The sequence below is a fragment of the Streptomyces sp. NPDC089915 genome, assembly GCF_040684675.1.
In the GTDB taxonomy this organism is placed as follows: domain Bacteria; phylum Actinomycetota; class Actinomycetes; order Streptomycetales; family Streptomycetaceae; genus Streptomyces.
Genome location: NZ_JBFBGN010000018.1, coordinates 1 through 24,658 on the forward strand (window position 1 = coordinate 1; position 24,658 = coordinate 24,658).

At 74.0% G+C, this 24,658-nt stretch carries 23 protein-coding genes and 1 pseudogene; 6 read left to right on the forward strand and 18 right to left on the reverse strand.

From position 1 onward, the window contains the following. A pseudogene (locus AB0O29_RS08350) lies at positions 1 to 877 on the forward strand (hypothetical protein); the annotation flags it as partial. Positions 878 to 1,024: 147 nt separating this feature from the next. Next, positions 1,025 to 1,699, forward strand: a complete 675-nt coding sequence (locus tag AB0O29_RS08355; protein ID WP_365148219.1) for a L,D-transpeptidase family protein — start codon at positions 1,025 to 1,027, stop codon at positions 1,697 to 1,699. Positions 1,700 to 1,707: 8 nt separating this feature from the next. Here the strand turns inward: AB0O29_RS08355 and AB0O29_RS08360 are convergent, their stop codons facing one another. The 8 genes from AB0O29_RS08360 to AB0O29_RS08395 all read right to left on the reverse strand — a co-directional run bounded on the left by AB0O29_RS08360 (position 1,708) and on the right by AB0O29_RS08395 (position 9,277). Next, positions 1,708 to 2,247, reverse strand: a complete 540-nt coding sequence (locus AB0O29_RS08360) for an arginine repressor (protein WP_079425174.1) — start codon at positions 2,245 to 2,247, stop codon at positions 1,708 to 1,710. A gap of 7 nt (positions 2,248 to 2,254) precedes the next feature. Further along, a complete protein-coding gene (locus tag AB0O29_RS08365) occupies positions 2,255 to 3,445 on the reverse strand; it encodes an acetylornithine transaminase (protein ID WP_365148023.1) in 1,191 nt (396 codons plus the stop codon). Continuing rightward, on the reverse strand, positions 3,442 to 4,380 hold the full coding sequence (argB, locus tag AB0O29_RS08370) for an acetylglutamate kinase (protein WP_365148026.1): 939 nt from the start codon (positions 4,378 to 4,380) through the stop codon (positions 3,442 to 3,444). Before argB ends, AB0O29_RS08365 begins: the two co-directional genes overlap by 4 nt. Beyond that, positions 4,377 to 5,549, reverse strand: coding sequence for a bifunctional glutamate N-acetyltransferase/amino-acid acetyltransferase ArgJ (argJ, locus tag AB0O29_RS08375; protein WP_365148029.1), 1,173 nt, complete (start codon positions 5,547 to 5,549; stop codon positions 4,377 to 4,379). The genes argB and argJ overlap by 4 nt, the downstream gene beginning before the upstream one ends. Next, positions 5,546 to 6,574, reverse strand: a complete 1,029-nt coding sequence (gene argC / locus AB0O29_RS08380) for an N-acetyl-gamma-glutamyl-phosphate reductase (RefSeq protein WP_365148032.1) — start codon at positions 6,572 to 6,574, stop codon at positions 5,546 to 5,548. Before argC ends, argJ begins: the two co-directional genes overlap by 4 nt. A gap of 75 nt (positions 6,575 to 6,649) precedes the next feature. Then, complete coding sequence (locus tag AB0O29_RS08385; protein WP_365148035.1) at positions 6,650 to 6,907, reverse strand: hypothetical protein; 258 nt, start codon at positions 6,905 to 6,907, stop codon at positions 6,650 to 6,652. A 69-nt stretch (positions 6,908 to 6,976) separates the two neighbouring features. Further along, positions 6,977 to 7,738, reverse strand: a complete 762-nt coding sequence (locus tag AB0O29_RS08390) for an N-acetyltransferase (RefSeq protein ID WP_365148038.1) — start codon at positions 7,736 to 7,738, stop codon at positions 6,977 to 6,979. 99 nt (positions 7,739 to 7,837) lie between these two features. Then, on the reverse strand, positions 7,838 to 9,277 hold the full coding sequence (locus AB0O29_RS08395; RefSeq protein ID WP_365148041.1) for a PLP-dependent aminotransferase family protein: 1,440 nt from the start codon (positions 9,275 to 9,277) through the stop codon (positions 7,838 to 7,840). Between AB0O29_RS08395 and AB0O29_RS08400 the strand changes: the two genes are divergently transcribed. Together AB0O29_RS08400 and AB0O29_RS08405 are read left to right on the forward strand one after the other, a co-directional pair. After that, positions 9,276 to 10,193 (forward strand): DMT family transporter, encoded by a 918-nt coding sequence (locus AB0O29_RS08400; protein ID WP_365148044.1) that lies wholly within the window; start codon positions 9,276 to 9,278, stop codon positions 10,191 to 10,193. The two genes, AB0O29_RS08395 and AB0O29_RS08400, sit on opposite strands and share 2 nt — an antisense overlap. A gap of 59 nt (positions 10,194 to 10,252) precedes the next feature. Beyond that, positions 10,253 to 10,468: a DUF1918 domain-containing protein gene (locus AB0O29_RS08405; protein WP_365148047.1), complete on the forward strand. Its 216-nt coding sequence runs from the start codon at positions 10,253 to 10,255 to the stop codon at positions 10,466 to 10,468. Between the two features lie 16 nt (positions 10,469 to 10,484). Here AB0O29_RS08405 and AB0O29_RS08410 read toward each other — a convergent pair whose 3' ends face one another. Continuing rightward, a complete protein-coding gene (locus AB0O29_RS08410) occupies positions 10,485 to 11,777 on the reverse strand; it encodes a family 10 glycosylhydrolase (protein WP_365148050.1) in 1,293 nt (430 codons plus the stop codon). Positions 11,778 to 11,932: 155 nt separating this feature from the next. Here AB0O29_RS08410 and AB0O29_RS08415 point away from each other — a divergent pair, with 155 nt between their 5' ends. Then, on the forward strand, positions 11,933 to 12,835 hold the full coding sequence (locus tag AB0O29_RS08415) for a 3-hydroxybutyryl-CoA dehydrogenase (protein ID WP_351885702.1): 903 nt from the start codon (positions 11,933 to 11,935) through the stop codon (positions 12,833 to 12,835). Positions 12,836 to 12,919: 84 nt separating this feature from the next. After that, the gene (locus AB0O29_RS08420) at positions 12,920 to 14,242 is read left to right on the forward strand and encodes an acyltransferase (RefSeq protein ID WP_365148054.1); all 1,323 of its coding nucleotides are present in this window, start codon (positions 12,920 to 12,922) and stop codon (positions 14,240 to 14,242) included. 7 nt (positions 14,243 to 14,249) lie between these two features. On the opposite strand, the gene AB0O29_RS08425 is transcribed toward AB0O29_RS08420, so the two are convergent. The 9 genes from AB0O29_RS08425 to rpmI form a co-directional block, all read right to left on the reverse strand. Beyond that, positions 14,250 to 14,780: an NUDIX domain-containing protein gene (locus AB0O29_RS08425; protein ID WP_365148057.1), complete on the reverse strand. Its 531-nt coding sequence runs from the start codon at positions 14,778 to 14,780 to the stop codon at positions 14,250 to 14,252. 52 nt (positions 14,781 to 14,832) lie between these two features. Next, entirely contained in the window at positions 14,833 to 16,170 is a 1,338-nt protein-coding gene (locus AB0O29_RS08430) for a transcriptional regulator (RefSeq protein ID WP_365148060.1), read from the reverse strand. 479 nt (positions 16,171 to 16,649) lie between these two features. Continuing rightward, on the reverse strand, positions 16,650 to 17,792 hold the full coding sequence (locus tag AB0O29_RS08435) for a PP2C family protein-serine/threonine phosphatase (protein WP_365148063.1): 1,143 nt from the start codon (positions 17,790 to 17,792) through the stop codon (positions 16,650 to 16,652). 172 nt (positions 17,793 to 17,964) lie between these two features. After that, positions 17,965 to 20,493 (reverse strand): phenylalanine--tRNA ligase subunit beta, encoded by a 2,529-nt coding sequence (pheT, locus tag AB0O29_RS08440; RefSeq protein WP_365148066.1) that lies wholly within the window; start codon positions 20,491 to 20,493, stop codon positions 17,965 to 17,967. Beyond that, entirely contained in the window at positions 20,493 to 21,620 is a 1,128-nt protein-coding gene (gene pheS, locus AB0O29_RS08445; protein WP_365148069.1) for a phenylalanine--tRNA ligase subunit alpha, read from the reverse strand. Before pheS ends, pheT begins: the two co-directional genes overlap by 1 nt. A gap of 160 nt (positions 21,621 to 21,780) precedes the next feature. Beyond that, complete coding sequence (locus AB0O29_RS08450; RefSeq protein ID WP_365148072.1) at positions 21,781 to 22,923, reverse strand: PAS domain-containing sensor histidine kinase; 1,143 nt, start codon at positions 22,921 to 22,923, stop codon at positions 21,781 to 21,783. A 55-nt stretch (positions 22,924 to 22,978) separates the two neighbouring features. After that, entirely contained in the window at positions 22,979 to 23,836 is an 858-nt protein-coding gene (locus AB0O29_RS08455; protein WP_365148075.1) for an RNA methyltransferase, read from the reverse strand. A 112-nt stretch (positions 23,837 to 23,948) separates the two neighbouring features. Next, on the reverse strand, positions 23,949 to 24,335 hold the full coding sequence (gene rplT / locus AB0O29_RS08460; protein WP_007263143.1) for a 50S ribosomal protein L20: 387 nt from the start codon (positions 24,333 to 24,335) through the stop codon (positions 23,949 to 23,951). Positions 24,336 to 24,439: 104 nt separating this feature from the next. Continuing rightward, positions 24,440 to 24,634 carry a 50S ribosomal protein L35 gene (gene rpmI, locus AB0O29_RS08465; RefSeq protein ID WP_030387121.1) on the reverse strand — a complete coding sequence of 65 codons (195 nt, stop codon included), beginning with the start codon at positions 24,632 to 24,634 and terminating at the stop codon, positions 24,440 to 24,442. Positions 24,635 to 24,658 lie beyond the last annotated feature (24 nt).

Below are 24,658 nucleotides of genomic sequence, written 5' to 3' on the forward strand. Positions count from 1 at the left end.
GCCGCTCAGCCGTTCGGAGGACATCCGCAGCAGCTCGCAGGAGCCGGTGGAGGCGGGTTCCGTGATCCGGAAGATCTGGATCAGGAGGACGGACGCCGCCCTGGCGGCGCTGGCCGCCGGCGGGCCGGACGAGGGGGCGGTCGACGCCCTGCTCGGCTCGCGCTTCCCGGCGGTCCGGGCGGCCGGGGTGACCGCCCTGCGGCGGGCCGGGCGGGCGGCGGAGGCCGACCGCTTCCTCGCCGACCGGGCGGGGTCGGTGCGGGCCTGCGCCCGCTGGCTGATGCGCCAGGCCGGCGGCGACCCGTACGCGCACTACCGGACGGTCCTCGCCGACCCGGCGCTGGTGAGCGGGTACGCGGTGACCGGCTTCACCGAGGTGGCCGGGCGGGAGGACGTCCCGCTGCTGCGCGGCCTGCTGGAGCACCCCGCGGGCCCGGTGCGGGCCGCCGCCCTGGCGGGGCTGCGGACGCTGGGGGCCCGCGTGGAGACCCCGGTGCTGCTGGCCCTGCTGGAGGGCTCCTCTGCTTCGGCGGCCCGCGAGGCCGCGCTGTACCTGCTCCCGGGGGCCCTGCGGCTGGACCCCGCGGCGCTGGCCGCCCTGACCGGGCCGCAGTCGCGCCCGCACACCCGGCGGGCCGGCTTCCGGCTGCTGGAGGGCCGGGGCGGGAGCGCCGAACTCCGGGCGTCGGTGGCCCTGTTGGACGACCCGGACCCGGGGACGCGGCGGCGCGCCCGGGACCGGGTGGCTGGCTGGAACTGGCTGTCCACCCTGGAGGAGGGCGAGGCGGAACGCACGGAGCTGGGCGGCCTGCTGGCGCGGGCCGCGCGCGCACTGGGCTGCCAGGACCTGCGGCTGTACCGCTCCCCCTGGGCCTGACGGCACGGGACCCCCGCCCCGGACGACGCGGCGGGTGCGGTGTGGCGTACGGAGGGGGCCGGGGGCGGCCGATCGGGTGGTGGCGGCATGCCCGCCCCCGGCCCCGGCCGTGCGGGCCGTACCGTCTGACCCGTGCTGCGCAACGTTCTGATCGCCGGTTCCCTGGTCCTCGCCGGGCTGTGGCCGCACGGGCCCGACCCGCTGCCCGAGCGCCTCGCCGACACCGGCGGCGGCAGCCAGCTGATCACCGCCGTCGCCCCCGCGCCCGGATCGACCACGGGCCTGCTGACCTGGTGGGACCGGCGTGCGGGCCACTGGTACGAGGCCGGGCGCGCCCCCGCCCGGTTCGGCGCGAACGGCCTGACCGAGGGGGCGGCCCGGACCCAGGGCACGAACACCACCCCGGCCGGGCTGTACGACCTCCCCTACGCCTTCGGCACCGCGCACGCGCCGGCCGGGACGCAGTACGCCTACCGGCGGGTGACGGACCGTTCGTGGTGGTGCCAGGACAACGCCTCCGCCGCCTACAACCGGTGGACGGAGCCGCTGCCCGCCGACTGCGCGCCGGGCGAGTCCGAGCACCTGGCGGCGTACGGGGAGCAGTACGCGCACGCCCTGGTCATCGGCTTCAACTACGAGCACCCGGTCCGCGGCCGGGGCGCGGGCATCTTCCTGCACGTGAACGGCAGGGGCGCCACGGCCGGCTGCGTCTCCGTGCCGGAGGGTGCGATGCGCGAGCTCCTGCGCTGGGCGAACCCCCGCCGCGCCCCGCACATCGCCGTCGGCACCGAGGACGGCCCGCTGGCCGTGACCCGGTACTAGCCCGGGGGCTAGCCCTCCTTCTGCGCCAGGCGCAGCATGTGGTCGGCCAGGGCCTGGCCGCCGGAGGGGTCGCGGCTGATGAGCATCAGGGTGTCGTCGCCGGCGATGGTGCCGAGGACGGCGTGGAGTTCGGCCTGGTCGATGGCCGAGGCGAGGAACTGCGCCGCCCCCGGCGGGGTGCGCAGGACCACGAGGTTCGCGGAGGCCTCGGCCGAGATCAGCAGTTCGCCGGAGAGGCGCCGCATGCGCTCCTCCTTCGCCGATTCGCCGAGCGGGGCCTGCGGGGTGCGGAAGCCGCCCTCGCTGGGGACCGCGTAGATCAGCTCGCCTCCGGTGTTGCGGATCTTCACCGCGCCCAGCTCGTCGAGGTCGCGGGAGAGCGTCGCCTGGGTGACGCTCAGCCCGTCGTCGGCGAGGAGCTTGGCCAGCTGGCTCTGGGAGCGGACCGGCTGCCGGTTGAGGATGTCCACGATCCGGCGGTGGCGGGCGGTGCGGGTCTGCGGAACGGAGGGGCCGCCGTTCTGCTCGTGTTCCTGCGCCTGGCTCATCGTCGTCTCATTCTCCGGATCGTCCCGCTTCGTCGAGGATGCCGGGAAGTGCCCGGACGAACGCGTCGACCTCGGCCTCGGTGATGACGAACGGGGGCATCAGCCGTACGACGTCGGGGGCGGGCGCGTTGACCAGGAATCCGGCCTGCTGAGCCGCCAGCTGCACCTTCGGTGCGAGGGGCTCCGTCAGCACGATACCCAGCAACAGGCCCGAGCCGCGGACGTGGGAGACCAGCCCATGACCGGAGGACTCGATTCCGGAGCGCAGCCGCTCGCCCCGCGCCTTGACCTGGTCCAGCAGTCCTTCGGTGGCGATGGTGTCGATCACCGCGAGGCCGGCGGCGCAGGCCACCGGGTTCCCGCCGAAGGTGGTGCCGTGCTGGCCCGGCCGGAGCAGCCCGGCACTCGGGCCGAAGGCGGCCACGGCGCCGATGGGCAGGCCGCCGCCGAGGCCCTTGGCCAGGGTGACGAGGTCGGGTTCGACGCCCTCGTGCTGCTGGTACTCGAACCAGGTGCCGCAGCGGCCGATGCCGGTCTGGACCTCGTCGAGGGCGAGCAGGGTGCCGGTGGCCCGGGTGATCTCGCGGGCGGCCGTCAGGTAGCCGGCGGGCGGGACGACCACGCCGTTCTCGCCCTGGACCGGCTCGATGAGGACGAGCGCGGTCTCCTCGGTGACGGCGGCCCGCAGGGCCTCGACGTCGCCGTAGGGGACGTGCGTGACCTCGCCCGGCAGCGGGAGGAAGGGCTCCTGCTTCTTGGGCTGGCCGGTGAGCGCGAGGGCGCCCATGGTCCGGCCGTGGAAGCCGCCGTCGGTGGCGACCATGTGCGTCCGGCCGGTGAGCCGACCGATCTTGAAGACGGCCTCGACCGCCTCTGTGCCCGAGTTGCAGAAGAAGACCCGCCCCTCGCGGCCGAACAGCTGGAGCAGCCGCTCGCCGAGCGCGAGGACCGGCTCGGAGGCGAAGAGGTTGGAGACGTGGCCGAGGGTCTTCACCTGCGCGGTGACGGCCTCGACGATCGCCGGGTGGGCGTGGCCGAGGGCGTTGACCGCGATGCCGCCGACGAAGTCGGTGTACTGCCTGCCGTCCGCGTCCCAGACCTGCGCGCCCTCGCCGCGTACGAGGGCCACCGCCGGGGTGCCGTAGTTGTCGGTGAGCGCGCCCTGCCAGCGGGCCGCGTACTCCTCGTTGTGCGTCACTGTGCTGCTCCCCCTCGCGGTGTTCCGGGCTGCGGTGTCTCGGGCTTCGGGTCGGGCAGGACCATCGTGCCGATGCCCTGGTCGGTGAAGATCTCCAGCAGGATCGAGTGCGGGACGCGGCCGTCGAGGACGCGTGCCGTGGGGACCCCGCCGCGCACGGCGTGCAGGCAGCCCTCCATCTTGGGGACCATGCCGCTGGACAGCTCGGGCAGCAGCTTCTCCAGCTCGCTGACGGTGAGCCGGCTGATGACCTCGTCGCTGTTGGGCCAGTCCGCGTAGAGGCCCTCGACGTCGGTGAGGACCATCAGCGTCTCGGCGCCGAGGGCGGCGGCCAGGGCGGCGGCCGCGGTGTCGGCGTTGACGTTGTAGACGTGGCCGTCGTCGGCGCTGCGGGCGATGGAGGAGATGACCGGGATCCGGCCGTCGGCGAGGAGGGCCTCGATCGCCCCGGTGTCGATGGAGGTGATCTCCCCGACCCGGCCGATGTCGACGAGCTCGCCCTCGATCTCCGGCTTGTGCTGGGTGGCGGTGATGGTGTGGGCGTCCTCGCCGGTCATGCCGACGGCCAGCGGGCCGTGCTGGTTGAGCAGTCCGACCAGCTCGCGCTGGACCTGCCCGGCCAGCACCATCCGGACGATGTCCATCGCCTCGGGGGTGGTGACGCGCAGGCCCGCCTTGAACTCGCTGACCAGGCCCTCCTTGGCGAGCTGGGCCTTGATCTGGGGGCCTCCGCCGTGGACCACGACGGGCTTGAGCCCGGCCTGGCGCAGGAACACCACGTCCTGGGCGAAGGCCGCCTTCAGGGCCTCGTCGACCATGGCGTTGCCGCCGAACTTGATGACGACGATCTTGCCGTTGTGGCGGGTGAGCCAGGGCAGCGCCTCGATGAGGATCTGTGCCTTGGGCAGCGCGGTGTGCTTCCTCGCGGCGCTCATGAGGAGTACGCGCTGTTCTCGTGGACGTACTCGGCCGTCAGGTCGTTGGCCCAGATGACCGCCGACTCGGTGCCGCCGGCCAGGTCCGCGGTGATGTGCACCTCGCGGCCCTTCATGGAGACCAGGTCGCGGTCCTCGCCGACCGAGCCGTTCCGGCAGACCCAGACGCCGTTGATGGCGACGTTCAGGCGGTCCGGGTCGAAGGCGGCCTTGGTGGTGCCGATGGCGGAGAGCACCCGGCCCCAGTTGGGGTCCTCGCCGTGGATGGCGCACTTGAGGAGGTTGTTGCGGGCGATGGACCGGCCGACCTCGACCGCGTCGTCCTCGCTGACCGCGCCGATCACCTCGATGCGGATGTCCTTGCTGGCGCCCTCGGCGTCGCCGATGAGCTGGCGGGCGAGGTCGTCGCAGACGGCGCGGACGGCGGCGGCGAAGTCCTCGTACGCCGGGGCCTGCCCGGAGGCGCCGGAGGCGAGCAGCAGCACCGTGTCGTTGGTGGACATGCAGCCGTCGGAGTCGACCCGGTCGAAGGTGGTGCGGGTGGCGTCGCGCAGCGCCTTGTCGAGGGTGGCGGCGTCCAGGTCGGCGTCGGTGGTGAGGACGACGAGCATGGTGGCCAGGCCCGGGGCGAGCATGCCCGCGCCCTTGGCCATGCCGCCGACGGTCCAGCCGTCCTGGCCGGCCGTGGCCGTCTTGTGCACGGTGTCGGTGGTCTTGATGGCGATGGCCGCGGCCTCGCCGCCGTCGGCGGAGAGGGCGCCGGCGGCCGTCTCGATGCCGGGGAGCAGCCTGTCCATGGGCAGGAGGACGCCGATCAGGCCGGTGGAGGCGACGGCGATCTCGCCGGCGTTGTGCTCGCCGCCGAGACCGTTCTCATTGAGGGTGGCGGCGACCTTCTCGGCGGTCGCGTGGGTGTCCTGGAAGCCCTTGGGGCCGGTGCAGGCGTTGGCGCCGCCGGAGTTGAGGACGACGGCGCTGACCGTACCGCCGCGCAGGACCTGCTCGGACCAGCGGACCGGGGCGGCCTTGACGCGGTTGGAGGTGAAGACGCCGGCGGCGGCCAGTCGCGGCCCGTTGTTGACCACGAGGGCCAGGTCGGGATTGCCGTTCGCCTTGATCCCGGCGGCGATGCCCGCCGCCGTGAATCCCTGTGCTGCCGTGACGCTCACGGTGCGACTCCGATCGTGGAAAGACCCAGTGCCTCGGGGAGGCCGAGGGCGATGTTCATGCTCTGCACCGCGCCGCCGGCGGTGCCCTTGGTCAGGTTGTCGATCGCGCTGATGGCGATGACCCGCTGGGCGGACTCGTCATAGGCGACCTGGAGGTGGACGGAGTTGGAGCCGTACACCGACTTCGTGGTGGGCCAGACGCCCTCGGGGAGGAGCTGGACGAAGGTCTCGTCCGCGTACGCCTTCTCGTAGGCGGCGCGCAGCGACTCCGCGGTGGTGCCGGGGCGGGCCTTGGCCGAGCAGGTGGCGAGGATGCCGCGCGGCATGGGCACGAGGTTGGGGGTGAAGGAGACGGAGACCCGCTCCCCGGCGAGGGGGGAGAGGTTCTGCACCATCTCGGGGGTGTGGCGGTGGACGCCGCCGACGCCGTAGGGGCTGACGGTGCCCATGACCTCGGCGCCCAGCAGGTGCGCCTTGAGGGCCTTGCCGGCGCCGGAGGTGCCGGTGGCGGCGACGACCACGGCCTCGGGCTCGGCGAGCCGCGCCTGGTAGGCGGGGTAGAGCGCGAGCGAGACGGCGGTGGGGAAGCAGCCGGGCACGGCGATCCGCTTGGAGCCGGCGAGGGCGGCCCGGGCTCCGGGGAGCTCGGGGAGGCCGTAGGGCCAGGTCCCGGCGTGCGGGGCGCCGTAGAAGCGGTCCCAGTCGGCGGAGTCCTTCAGCCGGTGGTCGGCGCCCATGTCGACGACGAGGACCTCGTCGCCGAGCTCGGCGGCGACGGCGGCGGACTGCCCGTGCGGAAGGGCGAGGAAGACGACATCGTGTCCGGCGAGGACCTCGGCCGTGGTCGGCTCCAGGGTCCGTCCGGCGAGCGGCACCAGGTGCGGCTGCAGGCCGCCGAGGAGCTGTCCGGCGTTGGAGTGTCCGGTCAGCGCGCCGATCTCCACCTCGGGGTGGGAGAGCAGCAGGCGCAGGACCTCACCGCCCGCGTATCCGCTCGCTCCGGCCACCGCTACACGTACCACCATCGGACCCTCCTCTTCGATGGCATGACTATACGTACCTTTGCAGGGTTATGCAAAGGTGTTCCGGGGTCCGGCACCTCAACGGTCCCGCTCGTGTTCGACCTGTTCAAGGGGGTGGCCGTCACGGAAGTCGCGGCGGCGCGGGGCGCCGCTCGCGAGGAAGCCGTCGGCGCGCAGCCGCACCAGCGTGCCCGTCATCAGGGCGGCGGCCACGCCGGTGGCCGCCGCGGCGAACTCGGGGGTGAAGAAGGGGCCGTACGCGGCCCCCCAGGCGGCTGCGTGGATCTCCCCGAGCGCGTCCCCGTCGACCGCGCCCGCCCCACGAATCTCGATCATGGCCGCAACGTAGCGGGGGCCGCGGATTGACCGCGCCCGTTTCCCGGCGACGCCAATCAAACGCCGTGTTCAGTCCACGGGCTCCGTGAGCGGGTGGCGGACCCAGACGTTGGGTTCCACGTAGACGGCGTAGCCGTGCTCCGGCTCGCAGTGGACGAGGCCCAGCGCGCCCGGTACGCGGACCGGCCCGGCCTCGTCGAAGGGCAGCCCGGTCCACCGGCGCCACTCGGCGAGGGAGCCGGTGACGGTCATCGAGAGCGGGGCCACGGAGTCGATGACGGCCCCCGCCCTGACGTGGACCCGCAGCCACGGGTCGTACGGGAGGCCGTCCTCGCGGGTGCGGTACGCGTACTCGGACATCGGGGTCTCGGGCTCCGCGGGCTTCCCGCTCGGCCGGACGGGGGCCACGACCTCCGTGAACCCGGCGGCGCGGGCGCCCGCGCGCATCGCGGCCAGCATCCGGCCGGAGAGCCCCTCCCCCTGCCGGCCCGAGGCCACGGAGATCTCCAGGGCGCTGACCGTGTCGGGCCGGATCCCGCGCCGCTGGTCGGAGAAGGCCCACATCAGCACCCGGTCCCAGCCCTGCGCGGGCAGCGCCCCGCCGCGTTCGGCGGTGTGCAGGGCGAACGGCACGCTGAAGGCCCGGGCCACCACCTCGTCGCCGTCGGTGGCGATGAACACGTGGTCGGGGAACTCCGCGACCAGGCGCGGGTAGAGCAGCCAGGCGACGGCGTCGTGCTGGGCGAACTCGGGCCAGGAGTCCTCCATGTCCCACAGCCGCGAGGCCAGCTCGGGGCGGCGGGACAGGGAGGTGATCTCGATCTCGGTCATGGGCCGCAGGCTAGACGCGCGGCTCCCGCCGCCTCAACGGGGTTTGGCCGCCGGCGGCTCAGGGCCCCGGCTCAAGGCCGGCGGGTCGGGGCCCGCAGGTCAGGGCCAGCGCAGCCCGCCGCGCAGCCGCTGGACGGCCTCCACCAGCTCCCCCGGGCCCGAGACACCGGCGAAGCTCATCCGGACGTACGCGGCCGGGGGTTCGGCGCAGAAGTACGGCCGGCCGGGCGCGACCGCGACCCCGGCGCGCAGGGCGGCCGCCGCGAACTCGGCGTCGCTGCCGCCGCCGGCCGGGCGCACCCACAGCTGGTAGCCGCCGCGCGGCAGGTGGGGCACCTCCGCCCCGGGCAGCTCCCGGCGCAGGGCCCCGGCGAGCACGTCGCGCCGGTGGCGCAGTTCGGCGGCGACGGACCTCAGGTGGCGCGGCCAGGCGGGGGCGCCGACCAGTTCGAGGGCGGCCTCCTGGAGCGGGCGGGGCACGAAGAAGCTGTCGACGACCTGGATGGCGCGCAGCCGGTCCAGCACCGGGCCCCGGGCGGCGAGGGCGCCGACGCGCAGGCTGGGCGAGGTGACCTTGGTCAGGGAGCGGACGTGGACGACGATCCCGTCCGCGTCCTCGGCGGCCAGGGTGGCGGGCAGCGGGCCGGCGTCCTCGTGGGCGAGGCTGCGGGCGTAGTCGTCCTCGACGACGAAGGCCCCGGCGGCCCGGGCGATCCGCAGCACCTCGGGCCTGCGCTCGGCGGAGAGGACGGCCCCGGTCGGGTTCTGGAACAGCGGCTGGCAGACGAAGACCCGTGCCCCGGTGGCCTCGAAGGCGGCGGCCAGCAGATCGGGGCGGACCCCGTCGGCGTCGACGGGGACGGGCACCGGCCGGCAGCCCGAGGCGCGGGCGATGGCCAGCAGCCCGGGGTAGGTGGGCGACTCGACCAGGACGGGAGCGCCCGGCGGGGCCAGCGCCCGCAGGGCGGTGGTCAGGGCGCTCTGCCCGCCCGCGGTGATCATCACGTCGGCGGCGCCCAGCGCCCCGACCGCGCCGCCGATCTCCCGGGCGAACCAGTCGCGGAGCTCCAGCAGCCCCTCCATCGGCGGGCGACCCCAGGCCCCGGGCCGGCGCCCGGCCCGGGCCAGGGCGGCGGCCATGGCCCGCTCGGGCTGGAGGGAGGGGTGCAGGTAGCCGGTGTTGAGCTCGATGACCCCGGGCGGCGGCACGGCCAGCGTGGACAGCAGCCCGGAGGCGTCGACGGAGCGCGGGACCACCTCCCCGGCCCCTTCGGCGCTCAGGGCGACCTCCTGCCAGGAGGTGTCCCCGGGCGCGGGCTCGGCGGTGCGGGGGTGGGCGCGGTAGACGCCGGCGCCGGGCCGGGTGACCACGAGCCCCTCGGCCGCGAGCTGGGCGAGGGCCCGGGAGACGGTGACGGGGCTGACGCGGTAGCGCTCGACCAGAGCCCGACTTGAGGGGAGCTTTCCACCCACCGGGTAGCGGTCGAGCTCGGACCGCAGGGATTCCGCCAGTTCCGCCACACTGCTACGCTCGTACATGACAGCACAGAATAGCGCTACTCGCCCGACCTCGATAGCAGTCCAGGTGGGGGGCCACAGCGGCGCCCGGAGCGGTACCGCCCTCGCCCTCCTCGGGGTGGTCGCCTTCTCGCTGACCTTCCCCGCCACCGCCTGGGGGCTGGAGAGCTTCGGCCCCTGGTCCTTCGTGGCGCTGCGCAGCGTCCTGGCCGCCGTCATCGCCGCCGGCTTCCTGCTCGCCGGACGGGTGCCGCTGCCGGACCGGAGGCACTGGGCGGGGCTGGCCGTCGTCGCCGGCGGGGTGGTCGTGGGCTTCCCGCTGCTGACCACGCTCGCCCTGCAGACCTCCACCACCTCGCACGCCGCCGTCGTGGTCGGCCTGCTCCCGCTGACCAGGGCCGCCCTGTCGGCCCTGCGCACCGGGACCCGGCCGCCCCGGGCCTTCTGGGCGGCGGCCGTCGCCGGGGCCCTGGTGGTCCTCGGCTTCACCCTGGCGCAGAGCGGCGGCGCCCCCTCGGCGGGGGACGCCTACCTGTTCGGGGCGCTCCTGGTCTGCGCCGCCGGCTACACCGAGGGCGGGCGGCTGGCCCGGCTGATGCCGGGCTGGCAGGTGATCGGCTGGGCCCTGGTGCTGTGCCTGCCGCTCGCACTGGCCGGCTCCGCGCTCGGCCTCGCGGCCGAGCCGGTCCACCTGACCTGGCACGGAGCGGCCGGCCTGGTGTGGGCGGCGGCCGGTTCGACCTTCCTCGGGCTCTACGTCTGGTACCGGGGCATGGCCGCCATCGGCGCCCCGCGCGCCAGTCAGCTCCAGCTCGCCCAGCCGCTGCTGACCCTGGTCTGGTCGGTGGCGCTGCTGGGCGAGCACCTGTCCCCGGCGACCCCGCTGGCCGCCGGGGCGGTCCTGGTCTGCATCACCGTCACCCAACGGGTCAAATAGCCCCGGATCGGCCTAAACTACTGGCACCGGACCGGACCTGTTCCGAGGGAGGTCAGCAGATGCGAGCGACCGAGGGCGACCAGCTGGTGCAGCACGGCAGGATCGTGGGCCAGCACGACAGGGTGGGAGAGATCGTCGAGGTGCTGGGCGAGAACGGCGCGCCCCCGTACCGGGTGCACTTCCCGGACGGGCACGACGCCGTGATGTCCCCCGGTCCCGACTGCGTGGTACGCCACCCGGACCGGCCCGAGGGCGGGTCCGCCACCTGGCGCTGAACCATCTGACATCCGATCAGCGGGGCGCCGCCACCGCCTGGTAGTGGTCGGCGACGACCCTCGCCATCGCGCCGTTGGGGTCCGCGGCCACCTGCTTCGCCGAGAAGTAGACGTGGCCGCGCACCTCCGCGTACTTCTTGGCCAGGGTCAGGTGCCGGGACAGCTCCGCCGGATCGCGCCAGGCGGGCGTGGAGCTGTGCGCGTCGCAGCGGTACAGCGCCTCGCCCACGTAGAGGTCCACGCCGGTGCCCGCGACCGTCCGCGCCCACCAGGGCACGATCGCCGCGTAGTCCGCCTGCGGGTGGCCGATCTGCCAGTAGGCCTGCGGCACGATGTAGTCGAGCCAGCCCTCCCGGACCCACCTGCGGGTGTCCGCGTACAGGTCGTCGTACGTCTGCACGCCCGCCCGCGTCGGCGAGCCGAGCGGGTCCGTGTCCCGGTTGCGCCACACCGCGAAGGGGCTGACGCCGAACCGCGCCGCCGGGCGGACCTGGCGCAGCCGCCGGCTCATCTCGGAGACCAGCGTGTCGGTGTTGTGGCGGCGCCAGGCGGCGCGGGAGCTGAAGGAGGCCCCGTACTCGGCGTAGGCGTCGTCGTCGTCGAAGTACTCCCCCGACACCGGGTACGGGTAGAAGTAGTCGTCCCAGTGCACCCCGTCGACCGGGTAGCGGGAGACGGCGTCGAGCATCGCCTCCTGCACGAACGTCCGCACCTGCGGCAGCCCCGGGTTGTAGTAGAGCTTGCCCCCGTACGGGACCGCCCAGTCGGGGTTGCGGCGGGCCGGGTGCGCGGCCGAGAGCCGGGAGGGGTCGGTGTGGTTGGCCACCCGGTACGGGTTGAACCAGGCGTGCAGCTCCAGCCCGCGCGCGTGCGCCTCGGTGACGGCCGTACCCAGCGGGTCCCAGCCCGGGTCCTTGCCCTGGGTCCCGGTCAGCCACTGCGACCAGGGCTCGCGCGCCGACGGCCAGAAGGAGTCCGCGGCCGGGCGGACCTGGAGGACGACCGCGTTGAGCCGGCGCCGGACGGCGGTGTCGAGGAGCGCCGTCAGCTCCGCGCGCTGCTCCCGGGCGGCGAGGCCCGACGCGGAGGGCCAGTCCACGTTCTGTACGGTCGCGATCCACATCCCCCGGAACTCCCGGGCCGCCGCCCGGCCCCCTCCCCCGCCCGCGGCGGCACGCCCCGGCCCCCGCGCCGGCCGGCCGGCCGCCTCCGGGCCGCCGGCCGCCGCGCCGGCCGGGCCCGTGCCCGCCGCCGCGGCCAGCGCTCCCGCCGCTCCCGCCAGCAGCCCCCGCCGTCCGATGTACGTCATGTGACGACTCCGTTCCACTCCGTGACAACGTTTCGCGAAGGCCCAGCATGCCCGCCCCGCCCCGCCACCGGCGGCAAGGACGGGAGTAACGTCGGGGGGCGTGGCGGGCGCCGGGGTGCAGTTACCACTGCCGAACTACGGGGGACCCGCGATGGATGAGCAGCGAAAGGCACGATGTGACGGACCTCTCTACCCTCCCGACCGACATCACCAGGGTCGGCGTGGTGGGCTGTGGCCAGATGGGCGCGGGCATCGCGGAGGTGTGCGCCCGCAGCGGTCTTGAGGTGAAGGTCGCCGAGACCACCGGGGAGGCCCTGGAGATCGGGCGCACCCGGCTGCACAACTCGCTGACCAAGGCCGCCGAACGCGGCAAGATCAGCGAGGAGGAGCGGGACGCCACCCTGGCCCGCCTCACCTTCACCACCGACCTCGGCGAGTTCGCCGACCGCGACCTCGTCATCGAGGCCGTCGTCGAGAACGAGCAGGTCAAGACGGAGATCTTCCAGGTCCTCGACCAGGTGATCACCCGCCCGGACGCGATCCTCGCCTCCAACACCTCCTCGATCCCGCTGGTCAAGCTGGCCGTCGCGACCTCGCGGCCCGACCAGGTCATCGGCATCCACTTCTTCAACCCGGCGCCCGTGCAGCGGCTGGTGGAGCTGATCCCCGCGCTGACCACGAGCGAGGAGACCGTCAAGCGGTCCGAGGCCCTCGTGCGCGAGGTCCTCGGCAAGCACGCCGTCCGCGCCCAGGACCGGTCCGGCTTCGTCGTCAACGCCCTCCTGGTCCCGTACCTGCTGTCCGCGATCCGGATGTTCGAGTCCGGCATCGCCAGCCGCGAGGACATCGACAACGGCATGGAGCTGGGCTGCGCCCACCCCATGGGCCCGCTGAAGCTGTCCGACCTGATCGGCCTGGACACCATCGCGTCGATCGCCGACTCGATGTACACGGAGTACAAGGAGCCGCTGTACGCCGCTCCCCCGCTGCTCCAGCGGATGGTCGACGCGGGCCGGCTGGGCCGCAAGACGGGTTCGGGTTTCTACCCGTACGGCTGATCCGACACGGCGGGCCTACCGCGCCGGTGTGAGAAGGACCTCGGTCGCCCGCGCGGCGGCCGGGGTGCGGCTAGGGTCCTTCCGGTGAAGAGCCCCACGACCTCACCGGCGAGGCCCCCGGCCGCCGACGCACCCGCTTCCGCTTCCCCCGCCCCGGCCGCCTCCCGAGGGGCCCGGCTCGGCTGGCTCGACGCCCTGCGCGGCTTCGCCGCCCTCGTCGTGGCACTCCACCACTTCGGCGTGCTGGGGATGGTGCCGGGCGGGGCGGGCGTGGCGGAGAACTTCGACCTCGGCCTCTTCGGGGTCATGCTGTTCTTCATAGTCAGCGGCTACATCATCCCGGCCTCGCTCGAACGCCGCGGCGACGTCCGGGGGTTCTGGATCGGGCGGTTCTTCCGGATCCACCCGGCACTGGTCGTCACGGTGGTCGTCGCCCTCCTGGTGCTGCCGGCCGGCGACAACGCCGTCCGCGTCCTGCGCACCGGCGACGACCTCGCCTCGGTGCTCGCCAACAGCCTGCTGCTGCAAGACGTCCTGGGCGTCACCAACGGCATGAACGTCACGTGGACGCTCTGCTACGAGATGGTCTTCTACTTCCTCGTCACCGCCCTGTTCACCCGCGGTCTGCACCGGCACAGCGCGCCCATCGCGGCCGGCTGCGCCGCCCTCGCCCTGGTGGTCGGCACGGCCGTCGGCGAGAAGCTCCTGACGCCCGACCCCCACTCGGTGCGGCTCCTCCTGCTGGTCGTCGTCCCCGTCGTGCTCGCCGGTTTCGCCGGGGTGCTCAGCGGCCGCCCCAGGGCGACCGGCGCGGGCGCCCTGCTCCTCGGCGGGCTCGGCCTGACGCTGATCACCCTGAACAGCCGGGCCCCCTGGTACGAGACGTGGACGATCTTCGCCACCATGTTCGCCGGAACGGCGGTGTACCGGGCCCAGCACGGCCAACGCGGGCGCCTGCCCTCCCTGCTGGCCTGCGCCTTCGTGATCGTCTCGGGCGTGCTGGTCGGATGGCTGTACAACCGCGACGGCCTGGAGGACCACACCTGGACCACGGGCTGGACGTCCTGGTCCTCGGCCTACCTGGCCGCCTGGGCCGTGTTCGGGCTCGGGTTCCTGCTGCGGGAGCGCCGCTTCCCCCGGTTCCTGACCTGGCTCGGCGCGATCAGCTTCTCCCTGTACCTGGTGCACCTGCCGCTGAAACACGTGCTCGGCCCCCTCGTCGGGGTGCCGCCGCTGCCGTCCTCGCCGCTGGGCAGGCTCGCCTGGACCGCGCTGTTCCTCGCGGCGCTGCTGCTCGTGAGCCACCTGATGTACCGGCTGGTCGAGATCCCGATGCAGAACCTCGGCCGGCGGGTCCAGCGGGCGGCGGCCCGGCGCCGGCCGGCCGCCGCGCGCGGGGACGGCTAGGCCGTCCCTAGCCCAGCCTGAGGTGGTGCAGCAGGAGCAGACCGGCCGCCATGTTGGCGGCCGGGATCTCCCCGCGCCCGATCATGTCCGGGACGAGCTTCAGCGGCACCCACTCGCGGCGCGAGGACTCGAAGCCGTCCTCCGGTTCGCCGATGCGGGTGGCCCCTTCCGCCCAGTAGAGGTGGTGGCGGGCGTCGGTGAGCCCGTTGGAGGGCTCGACGGTCATCAGGTGGTGGAGCGGGCCGGGCCGCCAGCCCGACTCCTCCTCCATCTCCCGGGCCGCCGCCGCCTCGACGGACTCCCCGTCCTCGACCACCCCGGCGGGCAGTTCCCAGCCCCAGCTGTCGGTGATGAACCGGTGGCGCCACAGCAGCAGCACCTCGTCCGCCTCGTTGACGGCGGTGGCCACTGCGACCGGCCGCAGCCGGATGACGAAGTGGTCCAGGTGCCGGCCGTCGGGCAGTTCCACGTCCGCGAGGTTCACGTCGAACCAGCGGTTCTTGTACACGGTCTGCTCACTCAGGTTCGTCCACTGCACGGTATTGCCGCCTTCCGCTTCGTAGGTGGCAACATGGCAGCAGCTGAAGCCGTCACAAGGGAACGCGCAGCGCCCCGTCGATGAGGCCGGCGGTCTCCTCCGCTCCGGCGCAGCCGCTGCTCAGCAGGGCTTCGCGGACCGTCTTCAGCCGGTCCCGCAGCCGCAGCGACTCCATCCCCTTGGCCCGCTCGGCCATTTCGGCCGCCGAGGCCACCGCGCGGTCCGCCTCCCCCTGGCGCAGCTGGATCTCGCACAGCATGGCCAGCCGGTGCACCCGCCCCCGGTCGTGGGCCGGGGTGCCGACGGCCTCGGACGCCTGCTCGTGCGCGGCGTCCAGGTCTCCCAGGCTCAGGAGCGCCTCGGCCACCTGCACGTTGACCAGCCCGGGCTGGACGTAGCCCGTCTCGGCGGGCTCGGTGCCGGGCCGGATCCGCTCGGCGGCCGCCTCGGCGCGCCGGATGCAGGCCAGGGCGGCGGCGGTGTCGCCGAGCTGGGCGTAGGCCTTGGCCTGCATCGCGTACAGGTCGGCGGCCAGCGCCGGGGTGGTCCGGGTGCCGGCGGCGCGCAGCGCGGCCTCGGCGAAGGCCACGGCCTGGCGGAAGTCCCGCAGGTGCAGGGACTGGTTGACCAGCAGGGCGATCACGTACGCCCCCAGCCCCCGGTCCCCGCTGGCCTTGGCGAGCCGCAGGGCCTGGTGGAAGTAGCGCTGGGCGAGGCCGTGCGCGTCGGAGTCGTACGCGCAGATCCCCGCGACCGCCACCAGGGACCCGGTGGCGCGGTGCAGCAGGCGCCCGACGTCGTCGGGGTAACTGCCGCGCAGCATCGGGGCGGTCTCGCTGCCGAGGAAGCGGACGATCCGGGCCCGGGTGGCCATGCCCCCGGCGCGGCGGTACATCAGCTCGTAGTGGGCCCGGGCGGCCCGCAGGATCTCGATGTGCTCGGGGCCGATCCGGTGGGTGCCCGCGCGGGAGACGTCGGCGTCCTCGGGCGGGTTCTCCCACTCCCACACCGGGATGACGGCGGGGGTGCCGGTGAGGGCCTGCGCGGTCAGCTGCGCGGGCCGGCCCAGCTCGTCGGAGCGCCACAGGGCGGTGGCCCGGTCCACGAACCCGCTGAGCCGGTCGGCGTGCGGGTTCTGCCGGCCGGGGATGCCGAGCCCGATGTCGTCGAGGCCGACGGGGCGCCGCAGCCGGCCGCCGAGCACCTCGCAGATCAGGTCGGGCACCTGGCCCCGGGGGCGCTGCCCCTTCAACCAGCGGGAGACCGCGGTGTGTTCGTAGCGCAGCGCGAGTCCGCGGGACCTTCCCGCCTGGTTGACGTGCGCGGCGAGTCCGGCGTGGGACATTCCCGCCTCGGCGAGGAGGGCGTCGAGCAGGGCGTTGGGCTGCATGGGCCGCTCCAAGGGCTCGTCGGCTTCAGGCTAGTGGGTGCGGGGTGCCCGCGGGGTGCGGTGCGTCCAATTCACACGGGGTGTGAAACAAGAACGCGCATAAATGCGATACGCACCCTGCCGCGAGGGGGTCCGGCCGCGCTTCACTTAGGGGCCTCGCCAAGGAGGCCGCCCGGTCGTCGGCTCCCCCTCGTACAGTGCGACGACCCGGCACCGCGCCGCCCGCCTTGCTGTCTGCCCGACACTCCATGGCAGGCGGGCGGCGCACCACGGCCCGCGGGGGCCGCCCGGTTGGTCGCCGGGCGCCCCCGCCGGGCCGGCCGGTTCCGTACCGGGCCCGTCCACCGGCCCGGTGCGGAACGGCTCCGCCGGTGACACGGATCCGCCCGGGCCGTTCCACTCCCCCCGGCCGGACGGATCCGCTCCCCGGACGGGGCACCGCCGTGGCCGGGCCGGTGCAGGGCCGGTCCGGCCCCCGGTCAGGGGCGGTCGTTGCGCAGCGCCAGCAGGGCGACGTCATCGGCGATCCGCCCGCCGGTGTGGCGCAGCAGGGCGGCGTGCACGCCCGCGACCAGCCGCGCGGGCGTGAGCGTCTGCTGCTCCGCGAGGTGGCTCGTGAGCGGGAAGAACCGCCCGTGGTGGTCGCGGGCGTCCTCGGCGCCGTCGGTGTGCAGCAAGAGGGCTTCGCCGGGGTGGAGTTGGCCGAGCTCCTGCGCGCGGACCCCCGGCGGGACGGGCAGCACCCCGAGCGGCGGCCAGGTCTCGCCCCCGTCCAGTGCGCGCACCTCGTGGTGCCGCTGCGCGGAGCCCCTCCCCGCCCCGCCCTTCCCCCGTTCCCCGGGGCTCCGCCCCGGACCCCGTTCCGTGCGCTCCGCGCCCGGTGCGCTCAAACGCCGCGCGGGCTGGAATTCGCTGCGCGAACCCAGCCCCGCCGGCGATTGAGGCGGGAACGGCGGAAGGGTGGGTGGGGGAAACGCCCCGCAGGGTTCCCGGACGGCCGCGCGGCGCAGGAGGTACGGCCACGGGTGGCCGCAGTTGAGGGCCAGGACCGTGTTGTCCGGGGCGATCTGGAGCAGCAGGACCGTCACGAACTCCTCCCCGCCGGAGGCGGCCGGCTCCGCGCGCAGGTGCCGCCGCAGGGACCGTTCCATCCTCAGCAGCACCCCGCCCAGCGAGGGCTCGTCGTACGCGGCCTCGCGGAAGGAGCCGAGGACCGCCGCGGCGGCGCCCAGGGCCGGCAGCCCGTGCCCCCGTACGTCCCCGATCACCATCCGCACCCCGTACGCCGTCGGCACCGCCTCGTACAGGTCCCCGCCGACCGCCGCGCCCCGGCTCGCGGAGAGCTGGGCGGCGCACAGCGCCAGGCCGTCGATCCGGCCGGGCAGCGGCCGCAGCAGCACCCGCTGGGTGGCCCGGGCGATCTCCCGCGAGCGCCGCAGCTCGGCGATGAGGCGCCGCCGGATGTGCAGGGCGCTGCCCGTGGCCAGGACCAGGAAGGCGGCGCAGGTCGCGAGGCTGGGCCCCAGCGGCCCCGGGGTGGACAGCTCCCAGGACACCGCGGCGCCGCCCCAGGCGAGGACGCACGCCAGGCGCGCCCGGTGCGGATCGCGGCACGTGATCATCCGTAGGTCGCTCCCCTCCGCCTCGTCGGCCGGAACGATTGTGTCGACCTCCTGACGTACCGGACACGGCGCGCCGTCCTTCTCACCCGAATGAGTGAGGATCGCCCCTTATGCACGAAGGGCCCGTCCGGTGGTCCGGACGGGCCCTTCAGCGGTTCCTGCTCACGGCAGGTCAGGCGCCGCGCAGCACCGCCCCGGTCCGCTCGCCGGCGAGGGCCACGGCGGCGTCGCGCGCGGCCGCGATCTCCTCGGCGGTCAGGGTGCGGTCGGGCGCGCGGAAGCGCAGCGCGTAGGCGAGGGACTTCTTGCCCTCGCCGACCTGCTCACCGGTGAACACGTCGAACAGCCGCAGCGATTCGAGCAGTTCGCCGGCGCCCTGGCGCAGCGCGGCCTCGACGCCCGCGGCCGGGACGGCCGCGTCGACGATCAGCGCGACGTCCTGGGTCGCCACCGGGAAGCCGGAGATCCGCGGCGCCCGGAGGGCCTCGCCGCCGGCCGCCGCGAGGAGGTCGAGGTCGAGCTCCATGGCGCTGGTGCGGGCCGGCAGGCCGAGGGCCTTGACCACGCGCGGGTGCAGCTCACCGGCGTGGCCGATGACCTTCTCGGCACCGTCGAGGGTGACGACGAGCTCGGCGCAGCGGCCGGGGTGCCACGGACCGTACTGGCCCTGGCGGACGACCAGCTCGGCGCCGGCCTCGACGGCCAGCGCGCGGGCGGCCTGGACCGCGTCGGCCCAGTCGGCCGGACGGCCCTTGCCCCACCAGCCGGCCTGCTCGCGGGCGCCGGCCAGCACGACCGCGGCGTACCGCGGCTGTGCGGGCAGGGCCGCGTCCAGGGTGGCGAGCTCCTCGTCCGTGGGACGGCGGTCGACGGGCAGCCGTACGGCGGCACCCGGGCGGTCGCCGGCCCGGAAGACCGAACCGGTCTCGAAGAGCGCGAGGTCGTGGCTGCCCCGGCTGTCGTTGCGGCGCAGCGCGCCGAGCAGACCCGGCAGCAGCGTGGTGCGCAGCGCCGGCTCCTCGTCGGAGATCGGGTTGACCAGCTTGACGACCCGGCGGCCCGCGTCGTCCGCAGGCAGCTGGAGCTGGTCGAGGACGCCCTCGCCGATGAACGGGTAGCTCAGCGCCTCGACGTAGCCGGCGCCGGCCAGGGCGCGGCCGACGCGGCGGTGCAGCTGCTGGCGCGGGGTCAGGCCGCGGCCGGAGGGCACCTGCGGGAGGGTGGACGGGAGGTTCCCGTAGCCCTCCAGGCGGATGACCTCCTCGGCGAGGTCGTTGGGCGCGGCGAGGTCGGGCCGCCACGAGGGGACGGTGACGACGAGCTCGTCCTGGCCGTAGACGTCGCAGCCGATCTCCTGGAGGCGGCGCACGACGGTCTCGCGGCCGTACTCCATGCCGGCGACCCGGTCCGGGTGGTCGGCGCGCATCGCGACGGTGCGCGGGGCGCCCGGGGCGATGAGCTCGGTGACCCCGGCCTCGGCGGTGCCGCCCGCGAGCAGCACGAGGAGGTCGACGGTGCGCTGCGCGGCCGCGGCGGCGGCGAGCGGGTCGACGCCGCGCTCGAAGCGCTTGGAGGCCTCGGAGGACAGCTTGAGGCGGCGGGCGGTGCGCGAGATCGACACGGAGTCGAAGTGCGCGGCCTCGATCACCACGTCGGTGGTGCCGGTGACGACGCCGGTCTCGGGGTCGGTGACGGAGTCGGCGATCTCGGTGTTGGCACCGCCCATGACGCCGGCGAGCCCGATGGGGCCGCTGTTGTCGGTGATCACCAGGTCCTCGGCGTCGAGGGTCCGCTTGACCCCGTCGAGGGTGGTGAACTTCTCGCCCTGCTCGGCACGGCGGACGCCGATCTCGCCGTCGAGGCGGGAGCGGTCGTAGGCGTGCAGCGGCTGGCCCAGTTCGAGCATCACGTAGTTGGTGACGTCGACGGCGAGCGAGATCGGGCGCATGCCGGCCTTCTGGAGGCGGCGGGTGAGCCAGATCGGGGAGCGCGCCTCGGGGTCGAGGCCGGTCACCGTGCGGGCGGTGAAGCGGTCGCAGCCCTGCGGGTCGGAGATCTTCACCGCGTAGCCGTACGAGTTCGGCGCGGGCACGTCGAGCAGCGCCGGGTCGCGCAGCGGCAGGCCGTAGGCGGTGGCGGCCTCGCGGGCCACACCGCGCATCGACATGCAGTAGCCGCGGTCCGGGGTGATGTCGATGTCCAGGACCTCGTCGACGAGCTGGAGCAGCTCGATCGCGTCGGTGCCGGGCTCGTACTCCGGCGGCAGCACGATGATGCCGTGCGTGCCGTCGTCGCCCATGCCGAGCTCGTCGCCGGAGCAGATCATGCCGTGCGAGGTCCGGCCGTACGTCTTGCGCGAGGCGATCGCGAAGTCGCCGGGCAGGACGGCGCCGGGCAGGACCACGACGACCTTGTCGCCGACGGAGAAGTTCCGGGCGCCGCAGACGATCTCCTGCGGTTCACCGGTGCCGTTGGCGGTGCCGACGTCGACGGTGCAGAAGCGGATGGGCTTGCGGAAGCCCTCGAGCTCCTCGATGGTCAGCACCCGGCCGACGACGAGGGGGCCCTTGAGGCCGGCGCCGAGCGTCTCGACGGTCTCGACCTCAAGACCGGCGTCGACGAGCTTGGCGGCCACGTCGCGGCCGGTCTCGCCCGCGGGGAGGTCGACGTACTCCCGCAGCCAGGAAAGCGGGACGCGCATCAGATCTCACTCCCGAACGGCCGGGTGAAGCGCACGTCACCCTCGACCATGTCTCGCATGTCTTCAACGTTGTGGCGGAACATCAGCATCCGCTCGATGCCGAACCCGAAGGCGAAGCCGCTGTACTTCTCGGGGTCCACGCCGCAGGCGACGAGCACCTTCGGGTTGACCATGCCGCAGCCGCCGAGCTCGATCCAGCCCTCGCTGGAGCAGGTACGGCAGGGGCGGTCGGGGTTGCCCACCGAGGCGCCGCGGCAGACGTAGCACTGCATGTCCATCTCGGCGGACGGCTCGGTGAAGGGGAAGAAGTGCGGGCGCAGACGGGTGGTGGTGCCCTCGCCGAAGAGCTCCTGGACCATGTGGTCCATGGTGCCCTTGAGGTCCGCCATGGTCAGGCCCTCGTCCACGGCGAGCAGCTCGACCTGGTGGAAGACGGGGGTGTGCGTCGCGTCGAGCTCGTCGGTGCGGTACACGCGGCCCGGGCAGACGATGTAGACGGGGGGCTTGCGCTCCAGCAGCGAGCGCGCCTGCACCGGGGAGGTGTGGGTGCGCAGCACGACGCCGGACTCGTCGCCCTGGGTGCCCTGGGGGCCCTGGACGAAGAAGGTGTCCTGCATCTGGCGGGCCGGGTGGTCGGGCGTGAAGTTGAGGGCGTCGAAGTTGAACCACTCCGCCTCGACCTCGGGGCCTTCCGCGACCTCGTAGCCCATGCCGACGAAGATGTCCGCGATGCGGTCCATCAGCGTGGTCAGCGGGTGGCGGGCGCCGGCGGGCACGCGGTCGTAGGGCAGCGTGACGTCCACCGCCTCCTCGACCAGCACCCGCTCGTCGCGCTCGGCCTCCAGGGCGACCGTGCGGGCCCCGAAGGCCTTGTTCACGGCGCCGCGGGCCTGTCCGACGCGCTTGCCCGCCTCGGCCTTGGCCTGGGGCGGCAGGGCGCCGATCTCGCGGTTGGCGAGCGCGAGGGGCGAGCGGTCGCCCATGTGCGCGGTCTTCGCCTCGCGGAGCTCGTCGAGGTCGCCGGCGGACGCGAAGGCGGCGAGCGCCTCGTCCCGCATGCGCTCGATCTCTTCCGGTTTCAGTGCCTCGACCTCGACAGGGTCGTACGACTTGTTCGGTGCCGACATCTCTTCCCGTACTTCCGATGGCTGGCTGGTGGGTCCCCGCACGACGCGCACGACTCGATCGACGTGATCGGCACAAGGACACAAAGGTGCCAAAGGACGAGTCTAAGGGCCGCCGGGGGTGAGGAAGCCCGTGGGCCGCCTGGCGAGACTCTCCGCAGGGTTACTGGGTGAGGTAGGCCGGCGCGCTCACGGGCAGCATAAATCGGAACTCCGCGCCGCCGCCGGGTCCGCGCCCGACGGTGATGCCGCCGCCGTGGGCCTCCACGATGCCCTTGACGATGTACAGGCCCAGCCCGGTGCCGCCGCGCTTGCTCCCCCGCCAGAAGCGGGTGAAGACGCGGCCCATCGACTCCTCGGGGATCCCGGGGCCTTCGTCGGTCACGGTGACGGCGGTTCCCTTCTCATGCGGCGCTACGTCGATGGTGACCGTTCCGTCGCCGTGGCGCACCGCATTTTCGAGGAGGTTGCCCAGGATCTGGTCGATCTTGTCCGGGTCGGCCCAGCAGTCGGGCAGCGGGCGGCTGACCCGTACGAGGAACCGCTCGGGTGCCTGGCCGTTCGCGGTGAGCGCCTGGACGTGGCGGCCGACGGCCGCGGCGAGGTCGACCGGCTGGCGGCGGACCTCCAGCCGGCCGGAGTCGATGCGGGAGATGTCGAGGAGCTCCGCGATCAGCCGGGTGACGCGGTTGGCGTCGGCGTCGACGGTCTCCAGCATCAGCCGCTTCTGGTCGTCGGTGAACCGCTCCCACTTGGCGAGCAGGGTCGCCGTGAAGCCCTTGACGGAGGTCAGCGGGGAGCGCAGCTCGTGCGCGACGGTGGCGATCAGCTCGGCGTGGCTGCGTTCGGTGCGGCGGCGGGCCTCGGTGCCGCGCAGGGTGACCACGAGGCGGCTCAGCGGGCCGGTGGGGTGCGTGCGCACGTACCGGGCGGACACCAGCACCTCGCGGCCGCCGGGCAGCAGCAGGTTCCGCTCGGGCTGGCCGCGCCGGGTGGCCAGACCCCCGTAGTGGTCGGTCAGGGCCCACCAGCGGCGGCCTTCGAGGTCCTCCAGCGGGAGCGCGCTCTCGATGCGGGCGCCGAGGGCCCGGCCGGCCGTGATGGCGGTGATCCGGGAGGCGGCCCGGTTGAAGCAGACGACGCGCCCCGCGTGGTCGGCGACGACGAGCCCGTCGGGGAGCTCGTCGGGGTCGACGGCGAAGAGGGCGTCGGGGGTGTCGGGGTCGCCGGGGGTGTCGGGGAGCCGTTCCCCGGCCGGCCCCGCGGCTCCCGCGGTCACCGGCGAGCTGTTCGTGCCGACGGTCATGTCCCCGTACCCCACATCTCCGGGTAGCTCAGTGGGCCCCCGGACGGCCACATTACTAGCTGGGGGTCACGGAGCGGCACCCTCCGGACGCCCGCTGTGCACGCGCGGACGCGTAGAGGCACACGGCGGCGGCCGTGGCGAGGTTCAGACTCTCGGCTTTTCCGTGGATCGGGACCCGTACGACGGCGTCCGCGAGCGCCCGGGTCTCCTCCGGCAGGCCCCAGGCCTCGTTGCCGAAGACCCAGGCCGAGGGACCGCCCATGGTTCCGGCGTCCAGTTCGGCGTCGAGGTCGTCCTCGCCGGCCCCGTCGGCCGCGAGGATCCGTACGCCCGCCGCCCGCAGCCCCGCCACGGCCTGCTCGACGGGGACTCCGGTGGCCACCGGGAGGTGGAAGAGGGAGCCCACGGAGGCGCGGACGGACTTGGGGTTGTAGAGGTCGACGGAGGCGTCGGTCAGCACGACCGCGTCCGCGCCCGCGGCGTCGGCGCAGCGCAGCACGGTGCCGGCGTTCCCGGGGTCACGGACGTGGGCGAGGACGGCGACGAGCTTCGGGCCGGACTTGAGGATCTCCTCGAAGGGGGAGTCCAGGAAGTGGCAGACGCCGACGAGCCCCTGCGGGGTGACCGTCTGCGAGACCTCCGCGAGCACCTCGTCGGAGGCGTAGTGCACGCGCGCCCCGCCCAGCAGCGCGGCCTCGACGATGTCGGCGTAGCGCTCGGCGGCCTCGACGGTGGCGAACAGCTCGATCAGGGTCGCGCCCTGGGACCCGCGGTGCGCGACCGCCTCGCGGACGGCCTGGGGGCCCTCGGCGAGGAACCTGCGCTCCTTGGTGCGGAAGTTCCGGCGCGCCAGCCGCCGTGCGGCGGCCACCCGCGGGGATCGGGGGGAGATCAGCTCAACGGGGGTGGGCATGGTCTCAGGGTTCTCTCTCGGGTGGTCCGGGGCGGGGTGAACGCACACGGACCCGCAGGCGAACGCCTGCGGGTCCGTGGGTGCCGGCCTCAGTGAGCGGGCCGGCTATGCCTTACGCAGCGGCCTTCGGCGCGTTGACGTCGGCCGGGAGGGCCTTCTGCGCGACCTCGACGAGCGCGGCGAACGCGTTGGCGTCGTTGACGGCCAGCTCGGCCAGGATCTTGCGGTCCACCTCGATGTTGGCGGCCTTCAGACCCTGGATGAGGCGGTTGTACGTCATGCCGTTCTGGCGGGCAGCGGCGTTGATGCGCTGGATCCACAGCTGACGGAAGTCGCCCTTGCGCTTCTTGCGGTCGTTGAAGTTGTAGACCAGCGAGTGGGTGACCTGCTCCTTGGCCTTGCGGTACAGGCGCGAACGCTGACCGCGGTAGCCGGAGGCCGCCTCGAGGATCGCCCGGCGCTTCTTGTGGGCGTTTACTGCCCGCTTGACGCGTGCCACTTTTTAACTCCTTGTAGCGGGGCCGTGGTTGTCTTCACACGGCCCGAATTCGATGGGGTCCCGGTCTTGACGTCCCGCTCCCCCGGAGGGGAAGCGGAGGGACGTCACTTGCCGAGAAGCTTCTTGATCTTCGCGGCGTCGCCGGGGGCCATCTCCGCGGTGCCGGTCAGGCGGCGGGTGACACGGGACGACTTGTGCTCGAGCAGGTGGCGCTTGCCGGCGCGCTCACGGAGCACCTTGCCGGAGCCGGTGATCTTGAAGCGCTTCTTGGAACCGCTGTGCGTCTTGTTCTTCGGCATAGCGCCGTTATCTCCTCGTCGGTG

Coding starts and splice junctions, on each gene's coding strand:
- AB0O29_RS08455 (WP_365148075.1), bottom strand. CDS start 23,836: ATGCCCACCCCCGTTGAGCTGATCTCCCCCCGATCCCCGCGGGTGGCC.
- AB0O29_RS08360 (WP_079425174.1), bottom strand. CDS start 2,247: ATGAGCCAGGCGCAGGAACACGAGCAGAACGGCGGCCCCTCCGTTCCG.
- argC (WP_365148032.1), bottom strand. CDS start 6,574: ATGGTGGTACGTGTAGCGGTGGCCGGAGCGAGCGGATACGCGGGCGGT.
- AB0O29_RS08450 (WP_365148072.1), bottom strand. CDS start 22,923: ATGACCGTCGGCACGAACAGCTCGCCGGTGACCGCGGGAGCCGCGGGG.
- AB0O29_RS08415 (WP_351885702.1), top strand. CDS start 11,933: ATGAGCAGCGAAAGGCACGATGTGACGGACCTCTCTACCCTCCCGACC.
- AB0O29_RS08430 (WP_365148060.1), bottom strand. CDS start 16,170: ATGCAGCCCAACGCCCTGCTCGACGCCCTCCTCGCCGAGGCGGGAATG.
- rpmI (WP_030387121.1), bottom strand. CDS start 24,634: ATGCCGAAGAACAAGACGCACAGCGGTTCCAAGAAGCGCTTCAAGATC.
- AB0O29_RS08435 (WP_365148063.1), bottom strand. CDS start 17,792: ATGATCACGTGCCGCGATCCGCACCGGGCGCGCCTGGCGTGCGTCCTC.
- AB0O29_RS08385 (WP_365148035.1), bottom strand. CDS start 6,907: ATGATCGAGATTCGTGGGGCGGGCGCGGTCGACGGGGACGCGCTCGGG.
- pheS (WP_365148069.1), bottom strand. CDS start 21,620: ATGTCGGCACCGAACAAGTCGTACGACCCTGTCGAGGTCGAGGCACTG.
- argB (WP_365148026.1), bottom strand. CDS start 4,380: ATGAGCGCCGCGAGGAAGCACACCGCGCTGCCCAAGGCACAGATCCTC.
- pheT (WP_365148066.1), bottom strand. CDS start 20,493: ATGCGCGTCCCGCTTTCCTGGCTGCGGGAGTACGTCGACCTCCCCGCG.
- AB0O29_RS08390 (WP_365148038.1), bottom strand. CDS start 7,738: ATGACCGAGATCGAGATCACCTCCCTGTCCCGCCGCCCCGAGCTGGCC.
- AB0O29_RS08395 (WP_365148041.1), bottom strand. CDS start 9,277: ATGTACGAGCGTAGCAGTGTGGCGGAACTGGCGGAATCCCTGCGGTCC.
- AB0O29_RS08410 (WP_365148050.1), bottom strand. CDS start 11,777: ATGACGTACATCGGACGGCGGGGGCTGCTGGCGGGAGCGGCGGGAGCG.
- AB0O29_RS08405 (WP_365148047.1), top strand. CDS start 10,253: ATGCGAGCGACCGAGGGCGACCAGCTGGTGCAGCACGGCAGGATCGTG.
- AB0O29_RS08400 (WP_365148044.1), top strand. CDS start 9,276: ATGACAGCACAGAATAGCGCTACTCGCCCGACCTCGATAGCAGTCCAG.